This is a genomic window from Pseudomonas sp. Irchel 3E13 (assembly GCF_900187455.1).
In the GTDB taxonomy this organism is placed as follows: domain Bacteria; phylum Pseudomonadota; class Gammaproteobacteria; order Pseudomonadales; family Pseudomonadaceae; genus Aquipseudomonas.
This window is the reverse complement of the sequence record NZ_FYDX01000009.1, coordinates 147,506-168,886: the sequence shown is the minus strand read 5'-3', so window position 1 is coordinate 168,886 and position 21,381 is coordinate 147,506. Positions and strand designations below refer to the sequence as shown.

General features: G+C 63.6%; 19 protein-coding genes. All 19 read right to left on the bottom strand.

From position 1 onward, the window contains the following. Positions 1-15: 15 nt before the first annotated feature. Entirely contained in the window at positions 16-1,089 is a 1,074-nt protein-coding gene (locus CKW37_RS17360; protein ID WP_095156940.1) for a class I SAM-dependent methyltransferase, read from the bottom strand. Continuing rightward, on the bottom strand, positions 1,079-1,945 hold the full coding sequence (locus CKW37_RS17355; protein ID WP_095156939.1) for an NAD(P)-dependent oxidoreductase: 867 nt from the start codon (positions 1,943-1,945) through the stop codon (positions 1,079-1,081). The genes CKW37_RS17360 and CKW37_RS17355 overlap by 11 nt, the downstream gene beginning before the upstream one ends. Beyond that, a complete protein-coding gene (locus tag CKW37_RS17350) occupies positions 1,942-3,165 on the bottom strand; it encodes a class I SAM-dependent methyltransferase (RefSeq protein WP_095156938.1) in 1,224 nt (407 codons plus the stop codon). Before CKW37_RS17350 ends, CKW37_RS17355 begins: the two co-directional genes overlap by 4 nt. Beyond that, a complete protein-coding gene (locus CKW37_RS17345; RefSeq protein WP_095156937.1) occupies positions 3,162-3,722 on the bottom strand; it encodes a dTDP-4-dehydrorhamnose 3,5-epimerase family protein in 561 nt (186 codons plus the stop codon). Before CKW37_RS17345 ends, CKW37_RS17350 begins: the two co-directional genes overlap by 4 nt. Continuing rightward, the gene (gene rfbG / locus CKW37_RS17340) at positions 3,719-4,801 is read right to left on the bottom strand and encodes a CDP-glucose 4,6-dehydratase (protein WP_095156936.1); all 1,083 of its coding nucleotides are present in this window, start codon (positions 4,799-4,801) and stop codon (positions 3,719-3,721) included. Before rfbG ends, CKW37_RS17345 begins: the two co-directional genes overlap by 4 nt. Next, positions 4,783-5,556, bottom strand: coding sequence for a glucose-1-phosphate cytidylyltransferase (gene rfbF, locus CKW37_RS17335; protein ID WP_095156935.1), 774 nt, complete (start codon positions 5,554-5,556; stop codon positions 4,783-4,785). Before rfbF ends, rfbG begins: the two co-directional genes overlap by 19 nt. 277 nt (positions 5,557-5,833) lie before the next feature. Next, positions 5,834-9,421 carry a glycosyltransferase gene (locus CKW37_RS17330; RefSeq protein ID WP_095156934.1) on the bottom strand — a complete coding sequence of 1,196 codons (3,588 nt, stop codon included), beginning with the start codon at positions 9,419-9,421 and terminating at the stop codon, positions 5,834-5,836. Between the two features lie 115 nt (positions 9,422-9,536). Beyond that, complete coding sequence (locus CKW37_RS17325; protein WP_095156933.1) at positions 9,537-11,105, bottom strand: flagellar hook-associated protein 3; 1,569 nt, start codon at positions 11,103-11,105, stop codon at positions 9,537-9,539. A gap of 13 nt (positions 11,106-11,118) precedes the next feature. After that, positions 11,119-13,176 (bottom strand): flagellar hook-associated protein FlgK, encoded by a 2,058-nt coding sequence (flgK, locus tag CKW37_RS17320; protein ID WP_095156932.1) that lies wholly within the window; start codon positions 13,174-13,176, stop codon positions 11,119-11,121. A gap of 10 nt (positions 13,177-13,186) precedes the next feature. Beyond that, a complete protein-coding gene (flgJ, locus tag CKW37_RS17315; protein WP_095156931.1) occupies positions 13,187-14,389 on the bottom strand; it encodes a flagellar assembly peptidoglycan hydrolase FlgJ in 1,203 nt (400 codons plus the stop codon). Positions 14,390-14,401: 12 nt separating this feature from the next. Then, positions 14,402-15,511: a flagellar basal body P-ring protein FlgI gene (locus CKW37_RS17310; protein ID WP_095156930.1), complete on the bottom strand. Its 1,110-nt coding sequence runs from the start codon at positions 15,509-15,511 to the stop codon at positions 14,402-14,404. A gap of 12 nt (positions 15,512-15,523) precedes the next feature. Then, positions 15,524-16,219 carry a flagellar basal body L-ring protein FlgH gene (flgH, locus tag CKW37_RS17305; RefSeq protein ID WP_095156929.1) on the bottom strand — a complete coding sequence of 232 codons (696 nt, stop codon included), beginning with the start codon at positions 16,217-16,219 and terminating at the stop codon, positions 15,524-15,526. A gap of 33 nt (positions 16,220-16,252) precedes the next feature. Further along, positions 16,253-17,038 (bottom strand): flagellar basal-body rod protein FlgG, encoded by a 786-nt coding sequence (flgG, locus tag CKW37_RS17300; protein ID WP_095156928.1) that lies wholly within the window; start codon positions 17,036-17,038, stop codon positions 16,253-16,255. A 45-nt stretch (positions 17,039-17,083) separates the two neighbouring features. Beyond that, positions 17,084-17,824 carry a flagellar basal body rod protein FlgF gene (locus CKW37_RS17295; RefSeq protein WP_095156927.1) on the bottom strand — a complete coding sequence of 247 codons (741 nt, stop codon included), beginning with the start codon at positions 17,822-17,824 and terminating at the stop codon, positions 17,084-17,086. A 204-nt stretch (positions 17,825-18,028) separates the two neighbouring features. Next, positions 18,029-18,208, bottom strand: coding sequence for a hypothetical protein (locus tag CKW37_RS33265; RefSeq protein ID WP_095156926.1), 180 nt, complete (start codon positions 18,206-18,208; stop codon positions 18,029-18,031). A gap of 90 nt (positions 18,209-18,298) precedes the next feature. Then, entirely contained in the window at positions 18,299-19,630 is a 1,332-nt protein-coding gene (gene flgE, locus CKW37_RS17285; protein WP_095156925.1) for a flagellar hook protein FlgE, read from the bottom strand. Between the two features lie 30 nt (positions 19,631-19,660). After that, positions 19,661-20,383, bottom strand: a complete 723-nt coding sequence (gene flgD, locus CKW37_RS17280; RefSeq protein WP_095156924.1) for a flagellar hook assembly protein FlgD — start codon at positions 20,381-20,383, stop codon at positions 19,661-19,663. 15 nt (positions 20,384-20,398) lie between these two features. Beyond that, the gene (flgC, locus tag CKW37_RS17275; protein ID WP_009402938.1) at positions 20,399-20,839 is read right to left on the bottom strand and encodes a flagellar basal body rod protein FlgC; all 441 of its coding nucleotides are present in this window, start codon (positions 20,837-20,839) and stop codon (positions 20,399-20,401) included. A 3-nt stretch (positions 20,840-20,842) separates the two neighbouring features. Beyond that, positions 20,843-21,250 carry a flagellar basal body rod protein FlgB gene (gene flgB, locus CKW37_RS17270; protein WP_095156923.1) on the bottom strand — a complete coding sequence of 136 codons (408 nt, stop codon included), beginning with the start codon at positions 21,248-21,250 and terminating at the stop codon, positions 20,843-20,845. Positions 21,251-21,381: the final 131 nt, after the last annotated feature.

Below are 21,381 nucleotides of genomic sequence, written 5' to 3'. Positions count from 1 at the left end.
TGTCTCTTCGGATAGTCATTGAAATGCGGCGCTGTCGACGGCGTGATAGACAAAACGGCCATCGGTCATGCGGCGGATTTCCTCGAGGTAGTTGGAATTCATCACGAACAGGTGGGCGCCGTCGGGCAAGGCGGCCATGGCCTCTTGCGGCGAGGACACCCGCGCGCCGCTGAGCGGCAGGTAGCGGCCCTGCTTGGCCGGGTTGATATCGACCACTTGATCGACCGCAACCCCGGCACGCTGAAGGAACAGCGAATAAATAACGCCCTTGGAGGATGCGCCCCAGATCGCCGAGCCGCGCTCGCCGTCACGGCGCACGATGTCCACCGCGCGGGCCAGGCTGGCGCTGAAATCGTCCGGCAGGCGCAGCGGCTCGACGCTGCTGGCGTCCAGCTCACGCAAGCTGGCGAGGTCGGCGACGATGTACAGGTACTGCCCGCCGAACAGCCGCCCGGCTTCCAGCACACGGCCGAAGGCACGCTGCAGGTCGGCGAGACGGAAGTAATTGACGTGCTCGTAGAACAGGTCGAACCAGGCCTTGTGCTCGATGATCCAGTCCAGGCAGGGCACTTCGATGTAGATCAGGCCGCTGCCACCGTTGGCCTTGGCGATCTCGCCGAGGAAGCTCATCGGATCCTCGATGTGCTCCAGCACATGGCGCAGCACGATGGCTTCGGCGCGCAGGTCCAGTTCAGCGGTGAACGGCGCCTTGATCACATCCGGGTTGGCGCCTTCGTAGGCCGGGTCGATGCCGGTCACCGCATAGCCGCGCTCGCGCAGCAATTCGAGGAACCAGCCCTTGCCGCAACCCACTTCGATCAGGCTGCGCCCGCTGAAGTGACGGGCGACCACCGCCTCGACGTCGTCGAGATGGCGCTGGAACTGCCCGGAATGGGCCTGTTCGTTCTGGTAGTCGCTGTCGTAGCTGAGCTTGTCGGCATCGAAGGCGTCATTGAAGACCAGGCCGGTGCGGCTGTCCTGCACCAGGCGCATGTCGGCGCCGGCACTGGCGCGGGCGCTGGCGGCATCGGCGAAGGTGCGGTTCTGCAACACCGGCAGGTCGGTGGCGCGGTACAACTCATGCTTCATGTTCTGCTCCCAACAGGTCGCGCAGGCGTCGGGCATCACCCCAGAACGCCATCGGCTCGTGCGCCGGATAAGGGTAGTGACCGAGGTTCAGGGCGATGCGCGCCCCGCGTGCGGCGCAGTGGCGTTCCACCAGGTTGCGCACGGAGACGGGCTGGCCGCTGCACACATTGACCACACCGCTGAAATCGCGCCGTTGCAACAGCGCCGCCAGATGGGCAGCGACGGTTTCGATGGGCAGGAAATCGCGCAATTGCTCGCCACCGGACATGTCGAAACGCTCGGCACCGCCGTCGATGGCGCGGTCGAGCGCCGCCAACAGGCTGTTGGGGTTCTGCCCCGGCCCGTACAGGTAGAACAGCCGCGCCCACTGCAAGGTGAACGGCACCTGCTGGCGCAAGGTGTCCAGGAACAAGCGCAAGCTGTGCTTGGCCAGGCCGTAGGCATTGGCAGGCCGGCATTCCACGGTTTCGTCCAGCGGCCCGCTTTGCAGGCCGTATTCGAAGCAGGTGCCGGTGACCTGCACCTGCCCTACCCCGCTCTCAACCGCACGCTTGATGAAGGCGTAGTCGGCCATCAGGTTGTGCTCGAGGTGGAACAGCCCTTGGTAGTTGGGCAACCCCGGCCAGGCCAGGTGGACCAGCGCGTCGACACCCTCGCACAGCGCGGCGACGTCCAGCAGCGGATCATGGATATCGGCGGCGACGAATTCGACCTGGTCGAACCACGCCAGGCGCTTCGCCGGCTCCACCTGTCGCGCCACCGCCCGCACCTGGAAACCCCGCGCCAGCAGCGCCGCAACCAGGTGCTGGCCAACGAAGCCGCTGGCACCGGTCACCAGTACCGTCGGCGCACTCACAGGACCGTCAACTCCGGCACGGCAATCACGAAGCGGCCGCCCCACTCGCGCACCAGCGCTTGTTGCTCGCTGACTTCGCTGAGCAGGTTCCACGGCAGCACCAGCACGTAGTCAGGTTGCTCGATGGCCAGGCGCTCCGGTGCGACCACCGGAATGCGGCTGCCCGGCAGGAACTTGCCCTGCTTGTGCGGGTTGGCATCGGCCACCCAGGCCAGCAGATCAGCACGCACGCCGGCGTAGTTGAGCAGCGTGTTGCCCTTGGCCGCAGCGCCGTAACCGACCACCCGCTTGCCCTCGGCGCGGGCCTGCAGCAGGAAGCGCAGCAACTGGTGCTTGATGCGTTCGGCGGCCGGGGCGAGGGTCGCGTAGAAGTCCGCGGTGGTCACGCCGACCTTGTCTTCGATTTCCAGCAAGCGCTGCACCGCTGGCAGAGTCGCCTGGGGTCCACCGGCACGCTGGACGAAGACCCGCAGCGAGCCGCCATGGGTCGGCAATTCCTGCACGTCGAAGATCGCCAGGCCGTTGCGTGCGCAAAGGGTCTGCACGGCGGTCAGCGACAGGTAGGAATAGTGCTCGTGGTAGAGCGTGTCGAACTGGTGCTCGGCCATCAGGCTGAGCAGGTGCGGGAATTCGAAGGTGGCGACGCCGGCCGGCTTGAGCAAGGTGGCGAAGCCGCGCAGGAAGTCGTTGATGTCCGGGACATGCGCCAGCACGTTGTTGGCCGCCATCAGGTCGGCTGCCCAACCCTCCTCCAGCAGTTGCCGGGCGCTGTCCTCACCGAAGAACAGCTCGCGGATTTCCAGACCCTTTTCCCGCGCCGCCTGGGCGGTGCTGCGGGTCGGCTCGACGCCGAGGCAGGCAATCCCGCGAGCGGCGACGTATTGCAACAGGTAACCGTCGTTGGCGGCAATCTCCACCACCCGGCTGTCCGCGCCGAGGGCGAAGCGCGCGGCCATGTCCTCGACGTACTGCCGGGCATGGGCCAGCCACGAACTGGAGTAGGAACTGAAATACGCGTAGTCGGCATCGAACAGGGTGTCGGCGCGGGTGTAGTCCTCGGTCTGTACCAGCCAGCACTGCTGGCACACACCGACTTTCAACGGCACCCAGGCCTCGGCCTGCGCCAGTTGCTCGGCGCGCAGGTAGGCGTTGGACGGCGGCGCGGTGCCCAGGTCGATCAACGGCAGGCTCAGCGCTGTGCCACAGCCACGGCAGTTCATGCATGCACTCCGGTGAAATGGTGATCCAGCCAGGGATGGGCGGCATCCCGGGCCGACAGATTCTTGACAGGTAGCGGCCAGTCGATCGCCAGCCGCGGGTCATGCACCGACAGCCCGCCTTCGCGGCCCGGCGCGTAGTCGGCGCTGTGCAGGTAGAGCAACTCGGCTTCCTCACTGAGCACCTGGAAGCCGTGGGCGAAACCGGCCGGGATCAGCAGGCTGCGGCCGTCGCCGGCGCTCAGGTATTCGGCATGCCAGTGCAGGAAGGTCGGCGAGCCGCTGCGCAGGTCCACCGCCACGTCCCACACCTCGCCGCGCAGGCAGGTAATGAGCTTGGCTTCCGGGGTGTCGCCCTGCTGGTAATGCAGGCCGCGCACGGAGCCGGCGCCGAGGGTCTGCGAATGGTTGATCTGGCGCACATGGAACGGCGCGCCCAATTCGCTCAGACCGCCTTCGCAGAACAGCCGGGCGAACTGGCCACGGGCATCGCCGTGGCGCTTGTGCTGCACGCTGAACAGCCCCGCCAGTGGCAGGGATTGCAACAGCAGGTCGCTCACGACAGCTCCGCGTACAGGTTCAGTTGGTCGAGGGTGACGGCCCTCAAGTCATCGCCGCGCTTCCACGCCAGGTGCCACTCCAGGGTGTGCTCCAGGCATTCGCGCAGCGACCAGCGGGTGCGCCAGCCGAGCAGTTGCCGGGCACGGCCACTGTCCAGGCGCAGGACGCCGGCTTCGTGCAGCTCGCTCGGCTCGACCCGCATACCCGGCGCGTCCGGCCATTGCCGGGACAAGTGGGTGACGACATCGCCGACGCTGCACATATCGCCTTCGTTCGGGCCGAAGTTCCAGGCGCCGGAAAACTCCGGGCCGTTGCTGTACAGCCGGTGCGCCAGTAGCAGGTAGCCGGCCAGCGGCTCCAGGGCGTGCTGCCACGGACGGACCGCCTGTGGATAACGCAGGATCACCGGCTCGCCGGCAGACCACGCCTTGAGCACATCGGGAATCAGCCGCTCGGCGGCGAAGTCGCCGCCACCGAGCACGTTGCCGGCCCGCGCCGTGGCCAGGGCCAGGCCGTGCTCGGCGTGGCTTGCCGGCGGGAAGAAGGACGCGGTGTACGACTGCGCCAACAGTTCGCAACAGGCCTTGCTGCTGCTGTAGGGATCATGCCCGCCCAGCGCTTCGTTCTCGCGGTACGGCCACGGCCATTCCTGGTTGGCGTAGACCTTGTCGGTAGTGACCAGCACCACCGAGCGCACGCCGCCGATCTGGCGGATCGCTTCGAGCAGGTTGAGGGTGCCGATGACGTTGCTGGAATAGGTGCCCAGCGGATCGCGGTACGCCTCGCGCACCAGCGGTTGTGCGGCCAGGTGCAGGACGATTTCCGGCTTGGCCTCGGCCACCACTTCCAGCAGCGCGCCGAGGTCACGCAGGTCACCGCGGACGTCCTTGATGTCGCGGCCGACGTTGGCCAGTTCGAACAGGCTAGGCTCGGTGGCGGGGTCGAGGGCGAAGCCGGTGACCTCCGCCCCCAGCTCACGCAGCCACAGCGCCAGCCAACTGCCCTTGAAGCCGGTGTGGCCAGTCAGCAGGACGCGCTTGCCTTCCCAGAATTCACGACTCACGCCCACTGTTTCCATGGTGCCTCCCCGCTCTGCCAGAGTTGTTCCAAGTGATTCTTGTCGCGCAGGGTGTCCATCGGATGCCAGAAGCCGTCGTGCTGGAACGCCTGCAACTGGTCTTCTGCGGCCAGTTGGATCAGCGGCTCGGATTCCCAGGAGGTCTGGTCGTCGGCGATATACGGCAGCACCTTCGGCGAAAGCACGAAGAAGCCGCCGTTGATCCAGCCGCCATCACCGCGTGGTTTTTCGATGAAGCCGCTGACCTTGTCGCCGTCACGCTCCAGCGCGCCGTAGCGTCCGGGCGGTTGCACCGCGGTGACGGTGGCGAGCTTGCCGTGCTCCAGATGGAAATCCACCAGCGCGCCGATATTGATGTCTGATACGCCATCGCCGTAGGTGAAGCAGAACGCCTGTTCGCCTTCCAGGTAACGCGAGGCGCGGCGCAGACGGCCGCCGGTCATGGTTTCCTCGCCGGTATCGACCAGGGTGACGCGCCAGGGCTCGCTGTAGTTCTGATGGACGTCCATGCGGTTGTTGCACATGTCGAACGTGACGTCGGAGGTATGCAGGAAGTAGTTGGCGAAGAAGTCCTTGATCGCGTAACCCTTGTAGCCGAGGCAGATCACGAAGTCGTGGATCCCGTGGGCCGAGTACTGCTTCATGATGTGCCAGAGAATTGGCTTCCCGCCGATCTCGATCATCGGCTTGGGTTTGAGGTGCGACTCTTCGCTGATGCGCGTGCCCAGTCCACCGGCCAGTATTACCGCCTTCATGTCATCCCCTCTCGTTCGTCACCGGCCCGCGCGCGGCGGGCCGTCCTTATAAATCCCGCATGGCGTGGCAGCGCGGGATTTATGGCGATATCAGAGGGGACTTGCAGGAAACGCGCCAGCTTGGATGGCTGACTTGGCGCGGCAAGGGTGGTGCGTTTGGGGCATGCCTGGGGATTTTTGGCGCTGCTGAGATTGAGCGCCGCCCGCGCGGCGCTCGATCGCAAGACCCCAACCGAGCCATCGGCGAACCTATGTCAGCCCTGACTGATCCGCCCCCTCAGCTCGGCATCCACCCGTCATACCAGACCTGAATATTCTCCGGCCGCAACACGTAGTTGCGCATTACCTCGTCATGCAACTGGTCGCCCATCCGGTAGCTGGCATCGGGGTCGGCCAGGTGCATGCGGATCGCCTCCAGCCATTCCTCGGTGGAGTTGCTCTTGACCCGGGTGCACGGCAGATAACCGCGATAGGCCGCCGTGTCGGTGACGATCACCGGGTAACCGCAGGCGCCGTACTCAAGCAGGCGCAGGTTGCTCTTGCAGTCGTTGAAGATGTGGAATTCCAGCGGTGCCAGCGCCAGGTCGAGGTTGAGGCTGGTCAGCTTGGCCGGATAGGCCGACAGGCCCACCGGTGGATGGAACTCATGGATGTACGGCCGCAGATCCGGCGGGCACATGCCGAAGAATACCCACTCGACCTCGTTGGCCAGGGTCTTGACCACGTCGGCGATGACTTCCAGGTCGCCGGTGTGGCTGGTGCCGCCACCCCAGCCAACCCGCGGCTTTTTCGAGGTGCGGCGCTGGCCACGGCGACCGACCCACAGTTCTTCGGCGAGCAGGTTGGGCAGCACGCGAATGTCGTGGTGGGTGTCGCGCAGGGCATCGGCCAGCGGTTCGGTGGAAACCACCAGGCGGTCGCAGCGGGCGATGCCACGGCGCAGCGAGCCTTCGAGGTCGCGCGGGGTGTGTTTCAGGTGACCGTTCTTCTTCGGCACCTTGATCACGTAGTCATCCAGTTCGTAGATGACGAAGCCCTTGGAGTAGGTCTTCAGCCGCTCGATTTCCTTGATGAAACCTTCGGTGTAGCGCCCCTGGAGAATCACCACATCCGGCGAACTGCGCTCCAGCTCGACGCTGGTGGGAATCTCGAAATACTGCTGCTGGGTGACCCAGCCCGCCGCTTCCAGTTCGGTCAGCGGCTTGGTCACCCGGTAATGGCCGACCGCGGTCTTGTTCATCGGCAAGGCCAGCACGTGAGGCAGCGAGCGACCGAGGAACGGCAGCCAGCCTTCCTTGAGCCCGGGCTCCAGGCGGAAGGCCGAGCCCTTGAGGGTCAGGTTGATGTTGTAGGCCGGGTCGCGGGCGATGATCGGCATCCAGTCGCGCTGGAACGCCTCATGCTGTTCAGCCAGGACCACCTGCCGCGCCGCTTCTTTCTGCGGATCCGGTGCCGGCCCCGGCGGGGTGTCCAGCACCAGCCGCGCACGCGGCGTCCAGACACTGAGGTAACCGGCCTGGCGCATGCGCAGGCTGAGGTCGACATCGCTGAACGCGGCGTTGAAGCGGGCATCGTTCAAGCCGCCCAGCTCCAGGAACAGGTGCTTGCGCAGCAGCACGCACTCGGCGCTGAGCACCGTGTAGTTCTGCGCCACTTGCAGGCGCTGCATGTAGCCGCCCGCCTGAACCATTTCACCCACGAACGGCGAATACACCGAGCCACGCAGGCCCAGTACGCCACCCGCGTTGACCACCAGGCCCTCGGCGTTGCACAGCTCGGCGCCGACCATCCCCACTTCCGGCCGCTGGCCGTGGGCGAGCAACACGTCGAGCCAGTCGCCGTCGGTGACAACGGTGAACGGGTTGAGCATCAGCAAATAATCGCCACGGGCATGCTGCGCAGCCAGGTTCTGCTGCGCGGCGAACGAGGTTTCCTCGTCCAGCGACAACACCCGCAGGCGCTCGCCGCCCATCTGCGCCATGGCTGCCAGCCAGACGCGGGAGTCTTCGCGCTCACTGGCGTTGTCCAGCACCAGCACTTCGTAGTGAGGGTACGTGGTCTTGCCCAGCACGCTTTCAAGGCAGCGCTCGAGCGCGGCCACCTGGTCGCGGAAGCTGATGATCAGGGTCACCAGTGGCTGCGCGGCGTGCAGGTAGCGAATCTGGTTGATCGCACCGCCCGCTTCGTTTTCCAGGCGGTAGTCCAGGCCCAGGCGCTGCAGGTGAGCCTGTAGCACGCGCGGGTTTTCCGCGACCACCGGCGCCGAGGACAGCCACGCGGCGTAGCCGAACGCGCACTCCACCAGCACTTCGGGAATGTGCTCGATGGTTTGCGGGCCGTGGTTTTCGACCAGACGCCACAGCAGGTCATGGGGCGCCAGTTCGCGATAGCCCGCGGCAAAGCCGCCGGCCGCGAGGAATTGCGTGCGGGAGAACGCCAGCACTCGCCCGGTGAAGGGATAGGCACGCTGCAGGTCGAGGTTGAAGTCAGGCTTGAACACCGGATCCTGCGACTCGCCCTCCAGCAGCCCGCCCTCGTCGCCATAGCAACAGGCGATCTGCGGCAAGCGCACCGCGCGCTCGGCCAGCAGCATCAGGCTGAATTCGCTCAGGCGGTCACCCGCGCGCAGCAGATAGAACCAATCGACGCCTTCCAGCTCGGGCAGCAGCTCATTGAGTTGCTGCCCCCAGGCCGCTTGCAGCGGGCGGCCGATCAGGGTGTCGTCGAGGCTGGACGCCACGCGAGCGCTGGACAGCACCAGCGTGCTGGCGGCGCCGTAGCATTGACGGTTGATGCTCTCCACGGTGCGCTGCAGCGCCGGGCTGTCGCCTTCGGCATCGATCACCACCACGGCGATGCGAGGGCGCCAGTCCCAGTGTTCGCTCAGGCGCATCAACCGGCGCAGGACCAGGGGATCCTGGCGGCAGCCCAGCCACTTGCCATAGAGGTCGGCAAAGGTGTCGCTGTCGAAACCCACCTGCGATTCCTGGATCGCCTGCAAGCCGCGCAGTACGTGAACCAGGAACAGGTTTTCCCATGTCCGCGGCACCACCCGGCCATCCACCGGCAACACATGAATCCGCGCCCAGCCAGTAAAGCTCTCGGTGGCCGGCGGACGGGCAGCGAGCATGCTGCGCAGCCACTGCAGCTCGGCGACGCGTGCCGCCACCATCTGCGGTTGCTGGCGCAACTGGTCGGGGTGGATGCGCTCGATGCAGTGCATCTGCGCCGTCACCACCAGATTGCCCCGACGCAGCAGGCAGATGAACAGCGCGAAGTCGAGCAGCGCGACGAAGCCCGCCTGCACCAGTGCCGGCAGCAGTTCATTGAGGTCGCTGGTGCGCATCAGGGTATTGCTGAAGCCGCCGATGAAGTTCAGCGGATTGCTGTCGAAGAAATCCAGCAGGTCGTCGCCGTTGTAAACCGTGGCACCCCAACTGAACCAGCTGTTTTCCAGGCGCTGGGACAGCGCGAAGTCTTGACCGTCGGCGAGGTTGCGGCGAGTGGTGACCAGGCTGACGTCATCGTTGGCGAGGAACAGGCGCATCTCGCTGCTGATGCAATCGGCCATCAGCCGATCGTCGTCACAGAGGAACTGCACGTACTCGCCCCGCGCCAGTTCCAACCCGGCCAGCAAGTTAGCGCCCAAGCCTAGCGGCTGCGGGTTGCGCTGGTAGTAAAGTGGGCAGCGGGCGAGCGGGTCCAGTTCATCGACCAGCGCCTTGATTTCGTCGCCGTGGCTATCGTCGCAGACGATGACTTCGAGGTTTTCGTAGTTCTGGGCCAGGGCACTGACCAGCGCCGCACGGAAGAAACGGGGATTGCAGGCGGGAATGACGAGACTGACAAGAGGCGCTGGGTTCACGACGAAGACTCTCGACCGGTGACTGCCCTCGGAGGAAATTCAGAACAGTCTGGACCGTGGGGATAAGGGAAGCGACCCGCCGCCCCGAACGAACGGGACGGCGGGCATGCAGCAGTTACAGAACCTTGAACAGGCTCAACTGGCTAACGCGGCTGAAGGCCATTTGCGAGGCTTCAAGCATAGTCTTTTGCAGGGTCAGGCGGGTCATCACTTCGGCCGGATCGGAATCACGAATCGACGACTGGGTGCTGGAGTTGGCGATGCTCAGGCTCTCGTTGGCCAGCTCCTGCAGGTCCAGCGCCTTGCCCCGTGCACCGATCGAGGTGACGGTGTAGGCCAACTGGTTCTGTCCGCTACTGACGTTGGCGATGGCCGAGTCGAGTGCGGCGCGCAGTTGTTGCGAGGCCTTTTCGCTGCCGTCGATGGGTTTTTCCAGCGCTTGGCGCAACTGGCTGACGGTGTCGAGAATGTTCTGCGTATGGTGCTTGTTGACCGTCACGCTGTACTGCTCACCGTCGACCGGCGTAGCGCTAAAATCGAACTTGACCCCGGCAGCGGTGATGGAGGTAGCACCCGCCGCCACCGTACCGTTGGCGACCGGACGGCTGCCGGCGGACAGCGGCTGGGCATAAAGCTCATAGTTGCCGCCAGTGGTGAACTTGATCACCGCGCCTTCCGGGAAGGACTTGGCATAGAGGTCCGCGTCGACCACCGAGGTACCGGTCATCTGTACGCCGGAGCCGTTGCCTGGGCTTGCGGTGCCGGTGATGGTATCCGGCTTGGACTGCAGGGTGAACTGGTGACCCGTGATCAACGCATCGCTCTCGCCGCTCTGCAGGTTGAAGTTCAACTTCAGGTCAACACCGCGGAAGCTCACCGCGACCCCGCCGGGGGTGGTCGAGTCGAACACGCCGTTGCCGCTGGCCTCGGAGGTGTAGTCGTTGCCCGCCTGGTCCTTGATCGAGAATTGGGTCGGGCTGACCATGGTGATGACGTAAGGTTCGTTGGCACGGAACGCATCGTTGTAGTTGATATCAGCGGACACCTGGCCATTGGACAGCGCCACCCGTACATCCGCAGGGTTGGTCGGCGAGGTGACGGTGGTCTGCGTGCGGCTGGTGTTCAGCGCCTGCTGGAAAGTCGCCCAGCCGCTGTCGTTGCCGGCCATGGTCAGCATGTCGCCGACCTGCAGTTGCAGTTGAGTCTGGTCGCCCTGATAGGTATAGGTGCCATCGGCGTTGCGCACGAACGGCTGGGTATCACCCTTGGAACCGGAGAACAGGTACTGACCGTTCTCATCGCGGGTGTTCATCAGGCTCAGCAGCTGGTCTTCGAGCTTGCCCAGTTCGGTGGCCGTGGCTTTACGCTCGGTGTCAGTGAAGCCTGCGTTACCCGCGCCCAGCGCCAGTTCATTGACCCGCTGCAGGATGGTGTTGATCGAGTTGAGCGTGGTCTCGGACTGACTCAAGCTGTTGCGAATCATGCCGGTGTTGGTGTCGTACTGGGCCAGCATCGAACTCTGGTGATCGAGTTGCAGCAGACGGGCCGCGCCCACCGGATCATCGGCGGCGGTACGCACGCGGATCAGGTCGCTGGCCTCTTCGCCGGTCTTCACCACGTTGGAGTAGTTCCGCTGATAGTTGGAAGCGCTGGTTTCGTAATACTGGGAAGTAGAGATACGCACGGTCTACGACTCCTTAAAGAGCACTGATCAGCGTGGAGAACATTTCCTGCGCCGCTTTGATGATCTGCGACGAGGCGGTGTAGTACTGCTGGTACTTGACCAGGTTGCCGGCTTCTTCATCCAGTTGCACGCCAGACAGCGAGTCGCGGGAAGCCTTGGCCTGGGTCAGGATGGCGGTGGTCGCCGAACTGTCCATCTGCGCCTGCTTGGTCTTGGCGCCAACGCTCTCCACCAGCTTGCCGTAGGCATCGGTCAGGCTCACGCCCTTGGTGGCGCTGCCGACATCGACGGTCTGGGCTTTTTGCAGTTCGAGCAGCGACAGGCCGTTACGGTTGTCCGAGGAACCTGCGCCGGTCAGGGCAACGCTGTAGCTGTCGTTTTTCTTCGGCGAGCCGGCGACATCGATCTGGAAGCTGAAGGTCTTCTGAACGTTGTTGCCATCGACGATTGCCGCGCCGTTGGCATCGACCATCGGTACGTTGATCTGCAGGGTGTTGTTCTGGCCAGGCACGAACGTGCCGCTGCCAATCGGGTCGCCCTTGGAGTCGACCACCGAGTAGGTCTGCGGGCTGACGGATTCATCACCGAACACCAGGCGCACCGGCGTCGAGTACTTGATGCCGTTCTGCAATTCCAGGCGCTGGGCCGGGTCGGCGATATCCAGCACCGATTTCAGCACCGGCTGGGTGATCACGCCGGTACCAGTGTTGCTGCCACCGGTCGTCGCCGTCAGCGGCGCGGCCACGGCCAGGCGCTTGGAGTCGGTCATCACCACTTCGAGGGACGCGGCAGCGTTGCGGGTCGGGGTGATCTTGAAGCTGTCGCCGGCTTTGACCGTACCGCCGTTCAGGTCGAGGCTGAAGCCGTCGATCACTGCGGGCGGATCGTCATTGATGTTGAAGGTGCCCATGTTGGTGTTATCGGGCAGCTTGCGAACGATGAAACTGCCCGCGGTCGGCTGGTCGGTGATGGTCACCTGGTAGTCGCTGGTGGTCAGCCGGCCAGTGTCCTTGATCACCACGTTGAGGTTGGTCGAGGTGGCATCGTTGCCGGTCATGGCAATGCTGCGCCCGACCATCGCCGCCGCGCTGTTGATGTCGCTGAACAAGGCCGCGCCGAACTCGCCGTTCTTGTCGATGCCCTGGGCCAGCTGCGAGTTCATCTTCTCGGCCATGACCAGCGCGATACGACCAATCTCGTTCTGCGCAGGCACCAGGGTCTCGGTGCGATAGCGCAGCAGACCGCCGATTTCGCCACCGGTCAGGGAGTTGGTCACATCGACGAAGGAGTTGTTGTAGCTGAGCTTGATCGACACCTGGCTCGGGTCGGTGGTGCTGGTCACGGTGCTGAGGGTGTTGACTGAAGTGCCCAGTACCAGCGACTGGCCGTTGGCCAGGGTGATGTCGATATTGCCGTTGCGCTGGCTGGTCTGCACGCCTACCAGCTCGGACAGTTGGCGAACGGTCTCGTCGCGCTGGTCCATCAGGTCGTTGGGCTGGCCATTGAGGGCCGCCACCTTGGCGATCTGGTCGTTGAGCGAAGCAACGGTCTTGGCCAGGTTGTTGACCTGTTCGGTCATCGACTTCAGGTTGCCGTTGATGTTGCTGTTCTGTTCCTTGAACTGCGCGGCGATGGTGTTGAAGCGGTTGGTCAGGTTCTGCGCGTTGGTCAGCAGCAACTGCCGCGAAGCATCGTCGTTGGGCTTGGCGGAAAGGCCCTGCAGCGACGTGAAGAAGTTAGTCAACGCGCCGGTGACACCGGTGTTGGCGTCGGACAGCAGGTTGTCCACCGAGGTGATCTGGCTCAGGTACGACGCGGCATCGCTGTTGAGCGAGGTGCTGGTCTGCAACTGGTTGTCGAGGAAGGCGTTGTACACCCGGCGCACGTCAGCCAGGGTGGTACCGGTACCGATGAACACCTGGCCATAGCGGACCGAGCCGTTAGTGGTCTGGACGTTCTGCTGGCGCGAATAGCCCGCCACATCGGCATTGGCGATGTTGTTACCCGTGGTATGCAGCCCCGATTGAGCGGCCCCAAGCCCCGACATCCCGATACTGATCAAACTCGCCATGGTTCAAACCTTATAGTTTCGTAGTTGCGCCAATCGCCGCGTAGCTATCGTACGACTTCATCTGTTTTGCGATCTGCGAGATCTTGCTGGCGTAGGCCGGGTCGGTTGCATACCCGGCTTTTTGCAGCTCTCGCACAAACTGTTCTGGGTTATCGGCCGACTTCACCGCTTCTTGATAGCGGCTGTTGTTCTGCAACAGGCTGACCAGATCGTGGAAGCTGTCCTGATAGGAATCGTAGGAACGGAACGCCGCCGTTTCCTTGACGAACTGGCCGTCGCGGAATTCGCTGGTGATCGCCCGCGCCGAATCGCCCTGCCAGTTACCGGTGGCCTTGATGCCGAACAGGTTGTGGCTGCTGCTGCCATCGGAGGAGCGCATGACCGACTTGCCCCAGCCGGTTTCCAGCGCAGCCTGAGCCACCAGGTAACGCGGATCGATACCGATGCGCTTGGCGGCCTGCTCGGCCATCGGCAGCATGGTGCTGACGAATTCGTCGCTGGACGAGAACGCTTTCTGCGCCGGCGCCAGCGGTGGCTGGGCCACGGCACGGCCATAGATGCGCATCGCGCCGGGTGCGGCGAACGTCTGCGCCGGCTCCCAGTCGCCCTTGATCACGGCATCGGTCATCGCCGTGGTGCGCTGCGGCAATGCCGCGGTATTGGTGGTTGCCGCGGCGGCATCGGCCGACGGCACGATACCGGCCAGCAGGCGGTCGGTAAGCTTGCCCGGCAACGCCAGGCGCCGGGAGTTGAGCGCGGCCACATCGTTGCGGGTGGTGCCGGTTTCTTCGGCATTGCGCACCGGCTCGGCCACTTTGCTCGCCCACAGCGCACGCTGCTGCACATCGACCCGCGGGAACGGGCTGGTGTTGACGCTCACACCCTTCTGCTTGGACAACTGGCGCATCAGCACATCCTGCAGACCAATGCCGCCGCCCTCGCGGGACAGGCTGACCGACAGTTGCTGGTCGTACATCTGCTGGTACTGCTTGGTGGTCTCGGTGTTGAGCGGGTTGTCCTTGGCCAGCACATCGGTGGCCGAACGCACGGACTTGAGCATTTCGTTGAGGAACAACGACTCGAATTCCTGCGCCACCTTGCGCAGGTTGCCTTCGCTGTCGCGGTCGCCGACCTTCATCGAGTTGAGGCGATTGAGGTCGGTGTAGGCACCGCTGTCGGTGGCGCTGTAGTTGGTGCTTTTTGGCATGTCCATACGCGCGAGGCCTCAGATCACGATCAGGTCGGCCTGCAAGGCGCCGGCCTGTTTCAGGGCTTCGAGGATTGCCATCAGGTCGCTCGGCGCGGCGCCGACCTGGTTGACGGCACGGACGATCTCGTCAAGCGTGGTGCCCGGACCGAACTTGAACATCGGCTTGGCTTCCTGCTCGGCATTGACCCGCGAGCGCGGCACCACGGCAGTCTGGCCGTTGGAGAACGCGCCCGGTTGGCTGACGATCGGGTCTTCGGTGATGGTCACGGTCAGGCTGCCGTGGGTCACTGCGGCCGGCGACACCTTGACGTTCTGCCCGATGACGATGGTGCCGGTACGCGAGTTGATGATGACCTTGGCCACCGCCTGACCCGGATCGATCTCCAGGTTCTCAAGGATCGACAGGTAATCGACCCGCTGCCCCGGATCCAGCGGCGCGGTGACCCGCACCGAACCGCCATCCACCGCCTGGGCAACACCCGGGCCGAGCAGCTCGTTGACCTTGTCGACGATACGCTTGGCCGTGGTGAAGTCCGGACGGTTGAGGTTCAGGGTCAGGCTGTTGCCCTGGTTGAAACCGCTCGGCACGGCCCGCTCCACCGAGGCACCGCCGGGAATGCGACCGGCCGACGGCACGTTGACGGTGATCTTCGAGCCGTCGCGACCTTCGGCGTCAAAACCGCCCACCACCAGGTTGCCCTGGGCGATGGCGTAGACGTTGCCGTCGATACCCTTGAGCGGCGTCATCAGCAGGCTGCCGCCGCGCAGGCTCTTGGAGTTACCGATGGAGGACACGGTGATGTCGACCACCTGACCGGGCTTGGCGAAGGGCGGCAGGTCGGCATGAATCGACACCGCAGCGACGTTTTTCAACTGCACGTTGCCCGAGCCGGCCGGCACCTTGATGCCGAACTGCGAGAGCATGTTGTTGAAGGTCTGCAGGGTGAACGGGGTCTGAGTGGTCTGGTCACCCGTACCGTTCAGGCCCACGACCAGGCCGTAACCAATCAACTGGTTGGAGCGCACGCCGGAAATGCTGGCGATGTCCTTCAGGCGCTCGGCGTGGGCGCTGAACGCCGCACTGAGCAGAAGGGTCGCGGCAAGCAGTTGCTTGAAGTTGAACATGGGCATCCGGACCTAGAACGGGAAAAGCGGGCTGAGGAAGAAGCGGTCGAACCATCCCGGCTGGCTGGCGTCGGCGAAGGAACCGGTTCCCGAATAGGTGATGCGCGCATCGGCGACCCGGGTCGACGGCACGGTGTTGTCAGTGGCGATGTCGTCGGCGCGAACCATGCCGGCGATGCGTACCAGTTCGTCACCGGTATTGAGCGTCATCCACTTCTCGCCGCGCACGGCAATGATGCCGTTGGGCAGCACGTCGGCCACGGTGACAGTGATCGAGCCGGTCAGGGTGTTGCCCTGGGCCGCCTTGCTGTCGCCCTTGGTGGTGCGGTCGCCGCTGTAGCCGGCGCTGAGGCTCAGGTCGTTGCTGCCGATCGGGTTGTTGGTGGTCAGGCTCGAACCGAACAGCGAGGTCAGGCCCAGCTCGGCATTGCTGTTCTTGGCGATCTGCGAGTTGGCGTTCTTGCTGGCCTGGGTGCGCTCGTTCAGGGTGATGGTGATGATGTCACCGACCCGGAACGCCTTGCGGTCGCTGTACAGGTTCTGCTCGAAACCGGCCTGGTAGATCGAACCGTTGTTGGCCGCCGCCGGCAGGGGCGTACGCGGCAATACCGGCGCGTAGTACGGATCGTTGGGCTTGGGCGTCGGCGCGACGCAACCAGCCAGCAACACCGCCCCCCCCAGGGCGAATACGGATAGCAAACGGCTCATGACTCTGACCTCACGGTGTAACAGCTACTTCAATTACAGGTTCTGGGTAACGTACGAGAGCATCTGGTCAGCGGTGGAAATGACCTTGGAGTTCATCTCGTAGGCACGCTGGGTGGTGATCATGTTGACCAACTCTTCCACAGTGCTGACGTTGGAGTTTTCCAGGGTCTGCTGCAGGGTGGTGCCGAAGCCGTTGAGGCCCGGGGTACCGATCTGCGGCGCGCCGCTGGCGGCGGTTTCCAGGAACAGGTTGCCACCCATGGCCTGCAGGCCGGCCGGGTTGATGAAGTCGGCGGTCTGGATGTTGCCAATGACCTGTGCGGCAGGGCTGCCGGCGGTGGTGATCGACACAGTGCCGTCCTGGCCAACGGTGAAGGTCTGCGCATCTGGCGGCACGACAACAGCCGGCTCCAGGGCGAAGCCGTTGGCAGTAACGACCTGACCATCGGAGTTCAGGTGGAAGGTGCCGTCACGGGTGTAGGAAACGGTGCCATCCGGCTGCAGAACCTGGAAGAAACCACGGCCGTTGACCGCGAGGTCCAGCGGGTTCTCGGTGGTTTGCAGGCTGCCGGTCATGAAGTTTTTCTGGGTGCCGACGATGCGCACACCGGTACCGACCTGCAGACCCGACGGCAGTTCGCTGTCTTGGGTCGACTGGGCACCTGGCTGGCGCTTGACCTGATAGAGCAGGTCCTGGAACTCGGCGCGATCACGTTTGAAACCGGTGGTCGAGACGTTCGCCAGGTTGTTGGAGATGACGGTGAGGTTGGTGTCCTGAGCGGACAGACCGGTTTTACTGACCCAAAGAGCCGGAAGCATGCTGTTCTCCTCGTACGCCTGTTTTACGGCGCTACGCCTGTGTAATTAGCTGATTTGCAAAACCCGAGCCATGGCTTCGTCGCCTTCCTTGGCCGTGTTCATCATCTTGACGTGCAGTTCGAACTGCCGGGCCAGGGCGAGGACCGAGGTCATCTCTTCCACGGCATTGACGTTGCTCGCTTCCAGGAAGCCGGACACCACCTGCACATTGGCATCGGCGTCGGCGGGCTGGCCGCTCTTGGTATGGATCAGGCCATCGAGGCCCTTGGTCATGGTCTTCAGGTCCGGGTTGACCAGCTTGATCCGGTCGACCTCGGCCATCACCCGCGGGCCTTCGCCCATGGCGCGGATGCTGATGGTGCCGTCCTGGCCGATCTCGACCTTCTGCTCTGGCGGCACGGCGATCGGACCACCGTTGCCCATCACCGGCATGCCGTTGCCGGCGCGCAGGACGCCAACGGCGTCAATGTTCAGGCTCGCGGTACGCACATAGGCTTCGCTGCCGTCGGGCGCCTGCACGGCAATGAAGCCGTCGCCGCCGATGGCAACGTCCAGGTCACGGCCGGTTTCCTGCAACGCACCGGGGCTGAAATCGGTCGCCGGACGCTCGGTCATGGCATAGGCCCGCGCCGGAAAGCTGTCACCGAATACCGGCATCGAACGCGCCTGCTCCAGGTCACGCTGAAAACCGCTGGTGGAAATGTTCGCCAGGTTGTTGGCGTGGGCCCGCTGGGCCAGCGCGTTCTGGCTGGCGCCGGTCATGGCCACGTATAGCATCTTGTCCACAGTCATCCTCCGCTGCGCTGGCGAACACTTGCCGTTCACCGCTGCTCTGGCACGGTGAAGCAATTTTCGAACCAATTAATGCAGTGAGTGCAAAAGCCCAGTGTTTTCGGGGTTTTGTCGATTGAGGGTCATTTCAGGGAGAGAGAGAAAGACAAATTATCGGCGGCAGGCTGCCGCTGGCGGCAAGATCCCGCCCCCGGACATTCAGGGACGGCACCCGGCATTGTTAAAGGGCCCGGCAAATTGCCTCCAACCCTCGCCCGGCGAATGCTGCGAACACACCAGACGCCCATCGGCCTGGCTTTCCCAGCGGTACCAGGGCGCCATTGCCGCCCAGGACTGGGCCGCCAACAGTACCAGCACAAGACACAGGGATCGCTTCATCACATACCTCCGAAAACAACGAACCCCCGCCCGGACCGGGAAGGGGCTCGCGTAACACTCAGGGCACCGGATGAACCGGCGCCACCGTCATCAGGTCATCTGGATGATGGTCTGCATGATGGAGCTCTGAGTGGAGATGGTCTTGGCGTTGGCCTGGTAGTTGGACTGCGCCTTCACCAGCTCGACCAGTTCCTGGGTCAGGTTGACGTTGGACTCTTCCAGGGAGTTGGACTGAATCGAACCCAGGGTGCCGGTCTTCGGCGTGTCGACGCCAGGAATGCCCGACGCGTAGGTCTCTTTCCAGCGCGTACCGCCCTGCTGCTGCAGACCCTGCTCGTTGGCGAAGCTGGCGATTGCCACCTGGCCAATGGCGCGAGACTGCTGGTTGCTGAAGCTTGCGAACATGACGCCGGTGGAGTCGATGCTCAGACTCGACAGGATACCGGTGGCATAGCCGTCCTGGGACTGCGACAGGCGCGCGGTCTCGGTGTTGTAGGACGACGTCGAGTTCATGTCCACGCGGATGCCGCCGGCATTGCCGACGGAACCGTTCGGGCTCCAGGTACCGGTAGTAGCGTTGTACGCCGACGGAATCCAGCCCTTCAGGGTGAAGACGTTGTTGACCACCGCGAAGCTGTCATCCGGCGCGACCGTACCGGTCATGGTGTTGATGGTGCCGTCGGACTTGAAGGTCATGCTGCCCACCAGCGGCGTGGTGCTCGCCGGGTTCTGCGGGTTGCGACCGTCGACCAGGGTGTACATGGTCCAGGTGTTCTGGTCGGTCTTGCGATAGTACTGCTCCATGGTGTGTTTATTACCCTGGCTATCGTAGATCTCGGTCGAGAACTTCTTGTTGTACGTGGTCTCGTCGGTTGGCACGAAGGTCGGGCCGGCCGGCGTTGCGGTCGGCAGCGGAATGCTGTCGGCCGAGGAGTTCAGGTTGATGCCCTGGTCGATCAGGCTGGTGGCCTTCGGTGCCAGTGCCGAGGTATCGATCTTCAGGTCGGTCAGACCGGACTTGAGGATGGTGCCGTTTTCGTCCGCGGCATAACCCTGCAGGCGTACGCCGTCGTTGGTGACGACGTAGTTGTCCTTGTTGGTCTGGAAGGCGCCGGAACGGGTGTAGCTCAGCGAACCGTTGTCGCTGAGGATGAAGTAACCCTGCCCCTGGATACCCATGTCCAGCACGTTGCCGGTGTTGTTGATGTCACCCTGGCCGAACTGTTGCGAGACCGCAGCCAGACGCACGCCGTTACCGACGGTCTTGCTGCCGACGCCCAGCTTGCTGGCCGAGTAAACGTCTTCGAACTCCGCGCGGGAGGATTTGAAACCGGTGGTCGCGACGTTGGCAATGTTGTTGCCGGTAACGTCGAGCTGCTTGCTGGCTGCATAGAGACCGCTAAGGCCGATATTGAAAGACATCTTTCCACTCCTGTGCCGCGTTAGCCGGCTCTATATACCGATGGTTTGGACTTTGGACAGCGCGACGCTGCCCTGACCGGCGAGGTTCAACATCATCTCGCCCCCTGTCTGACTGATGGTGACGCTGCTGACCGTGGCCGGCAGCAAGGTGTACATTTCCATGGCCTTGCCATCGACGGTGGTGGAGGCCTTGAAGTTGTAGGTCCCCGGCGAAACCACTTCACCACTTTCGTTCTTGCCGTCCCAGACGAATGCGGCGTTGCCGGCCGCTTGTGCACCCATGTCGATGGTACGCACAGCGTTGCCGTCCTTGTCGGTGATGGAGAGCGTGACACTGCTCACCGACTGCGGCACCACGACCGAACCGCTCAGGCTCTTGGTGGTATCGACCACTGCCTTGTCGGTCTGGGCGATCACCGAGCGACCCACCAGCGACGACGCCTGCAGCGCCTGCGACGATTTGTAGTTGCCGGAAATCGCGGTCACCGACTCGTTCAGCGAGGTGATGCCTTCCAGGCTGCTGAACTGCGCCAACTGAGCGACGAACTCGCTGTTGTCCTGCGGATCGAGCGGGTTCTGGTGCTGCATCTGGGTAACCAGCAACTGCAGGAACGCATCCTTGCCCAGCGTCTTGCCGCCGGTCGAGCTGTTGGTAGCGGAGGCGACACCCGTTTGAGTGGTCGTGGTCTTCGCCGACGCCTTGATGACGTCGTTCAGGTTAACCCCTGAGGTTGTATCGTTGACGCTGGCCATTGGCGTGGTCCTTTATCACTGACCCAGGGTCAGAACTTTCTGCATCATGGTCTTGGCCGTGTTCATCAACTCGGCGTTGGTCTGGAAGGAACGACTGGCCGAAATCATGTCGGCCATTTCCTCGACGACATTGACGTTCGGGTAGTAGACGTAGCCGTCCTTGTTCGCCGCCGGATGGTTCGGCTCGTAGCGGGCTTCGAGATTGCTCTGATCCTCGACCACGCCAAGCACCTGCACGCCCTGCCCTGCCGCATCCTGGTCCTGGAACAGCGACTGACTGCCGTTCTGGGCCTGCTGGAAGGTGGTGGCGAACACCGGGTGGCGGGCGCGGTAGGTCTGGTCGATGCTCGACGAGACGGTCTCGGCGTTGGCGATGTTCGAAGCGACGGTGTTCAGACGGGTGGTCTGGGCGCTCATGCCGCTACCGGCGATGTTGAAAACACTGGCGAGGGACATGGATTACTCTCCGCGCAGGGCCGAAACCAGCCCTTTGAATTTACTGTTGAGCAGCGTGAAGCTGGCCTGGAAGCCGACCGAGTTCTCGGCGTAGCTCGATTGCTCAAGCTGCGCATCGACGGTGTTCTGGTCGATCGACGGCTGCATCGGCGTACGGTATTGCAGCGCTTCGTCGCTGAGGGTCACGCCTTCGGCTTCGATGTGCTTGGAATTGGTCCGGTCCAGGGCGAAGTGGCCGTTCTTGACCTTGTCGGTCTCAGCCTGCAGAACGGACGAGAAGTCCATGTCCCGCGCCTTGAAGTTCGGCGTATCGGCGTTGGCGATGTTGTTGGCCAGCACTTCGGCGCGCTGGGCGCGGAAGCCGAGGGCCTTTTCATGGATGCCAAGTGCTTTGTCGAAACTGATGCTCATGTCGGGGAAACCTTCAAAGGTTGGCCGGATGGTTCGTTGCCGATGAAAGAGCAAGTCCCATGCCAAAAAAGGAAACCCCAGTAAAACCGGGGCTTTTGCTGAAATGCCGCACGCGGCAATGCCAGAAAAGC

Coding starts and splice junctions, on each gene's coding strand:
- flgK (WP_095156932.1), bottom strand. CDS start 13,176: ATGGCGAGTTTGATCAGTATCGGGATGTCGGGGCTTGGGGCCGCTCAA.
- CKW37_RS33265 (WP_095156926.1), bottom strand. CDS start 18,208: ATGAAGCGATCCCTGTGTCTTGTGCTGGTACTGTTGGCGGCCCAGTCC.
- flgH (WP_095156929.1), bottom strand. CDS start 16,219: ATGAGCCGTTTGCTATCCGTATTCGCCCTGGGGGGGGCGGTGTTGCTG.
- CKW37_RS17360 (WP_095156940.1), bottom strand. CDS start 1,089: ATGAAGCATGAGTTGTACCGCGCCACCGACCTGCCGGTGTTGCAGAAC.
- rfbG (WP_095156936.1), bottom strand. CDS start 4,801: ATGGAAACAGTGGGCGTGAGTCGTGAATTCTGGGAAGGCAAGCGCGTC.
- flgC (WP_009402938.1), bottom strand. CDS start 20,839: ATGTCCCTCGCCAGTGTTTTCAACATCGCCGGTAGCGGCATGAGCGCC.
- flgG (WP_095156928.1), bottom strand. CDS start 17,038: ATGCTTCCGGCTCTTTGGGTCAGTAAAACCGGTCTGTCCGCTCAGGAC.
- flgJ (WP_095156931.1), bottom strand. CDS start 14,389: ATGGACATGCCAAAAAGCACCAACTACAGCGCCACCGACAGCGGTGCC.
- flgB (WP_095156923.1), bottom strand. CDS start 21,250: ATGAGCATCAGTTTCGACAAAGCACTTGGCATCCATGAAAAGGCCCTC.
- rfbF (WP_095156935.1), bottom strand. CDS start 5,556: ATGAAGGCGGTAATACTGGCCGGTGGACTGGGCACGCGCATCAGCGAA.
- CKW37_RS17310 (WP_095156930.1), bottom strand. CDS start 15,511: ATGTTCAACTTCAAGCAACTGCTTGCCGCGACCCTTCTGCTCAGTGCG.
- flgE (WP_095156925.1), bottom strand. CDS start 19,630: ATGTCTTTCAATATCGGCCTTAGCGGTCTCTATGCAGCCAGCAAGCAG.
- CKW37_RS17350 (WP_095156938.1), bottom strand. CDS start 3,165: ATGAACTGCCGTGGCTGTGGCACAGCGCTGAGCCTGCCGTTGATCGAC.
- flgD (WP_095156924.1), bottom strand. CDS start 20,383: ATGGCCAGCGTCAACGATACAACCTCAGGGGTTAACCTGAACGACGTC.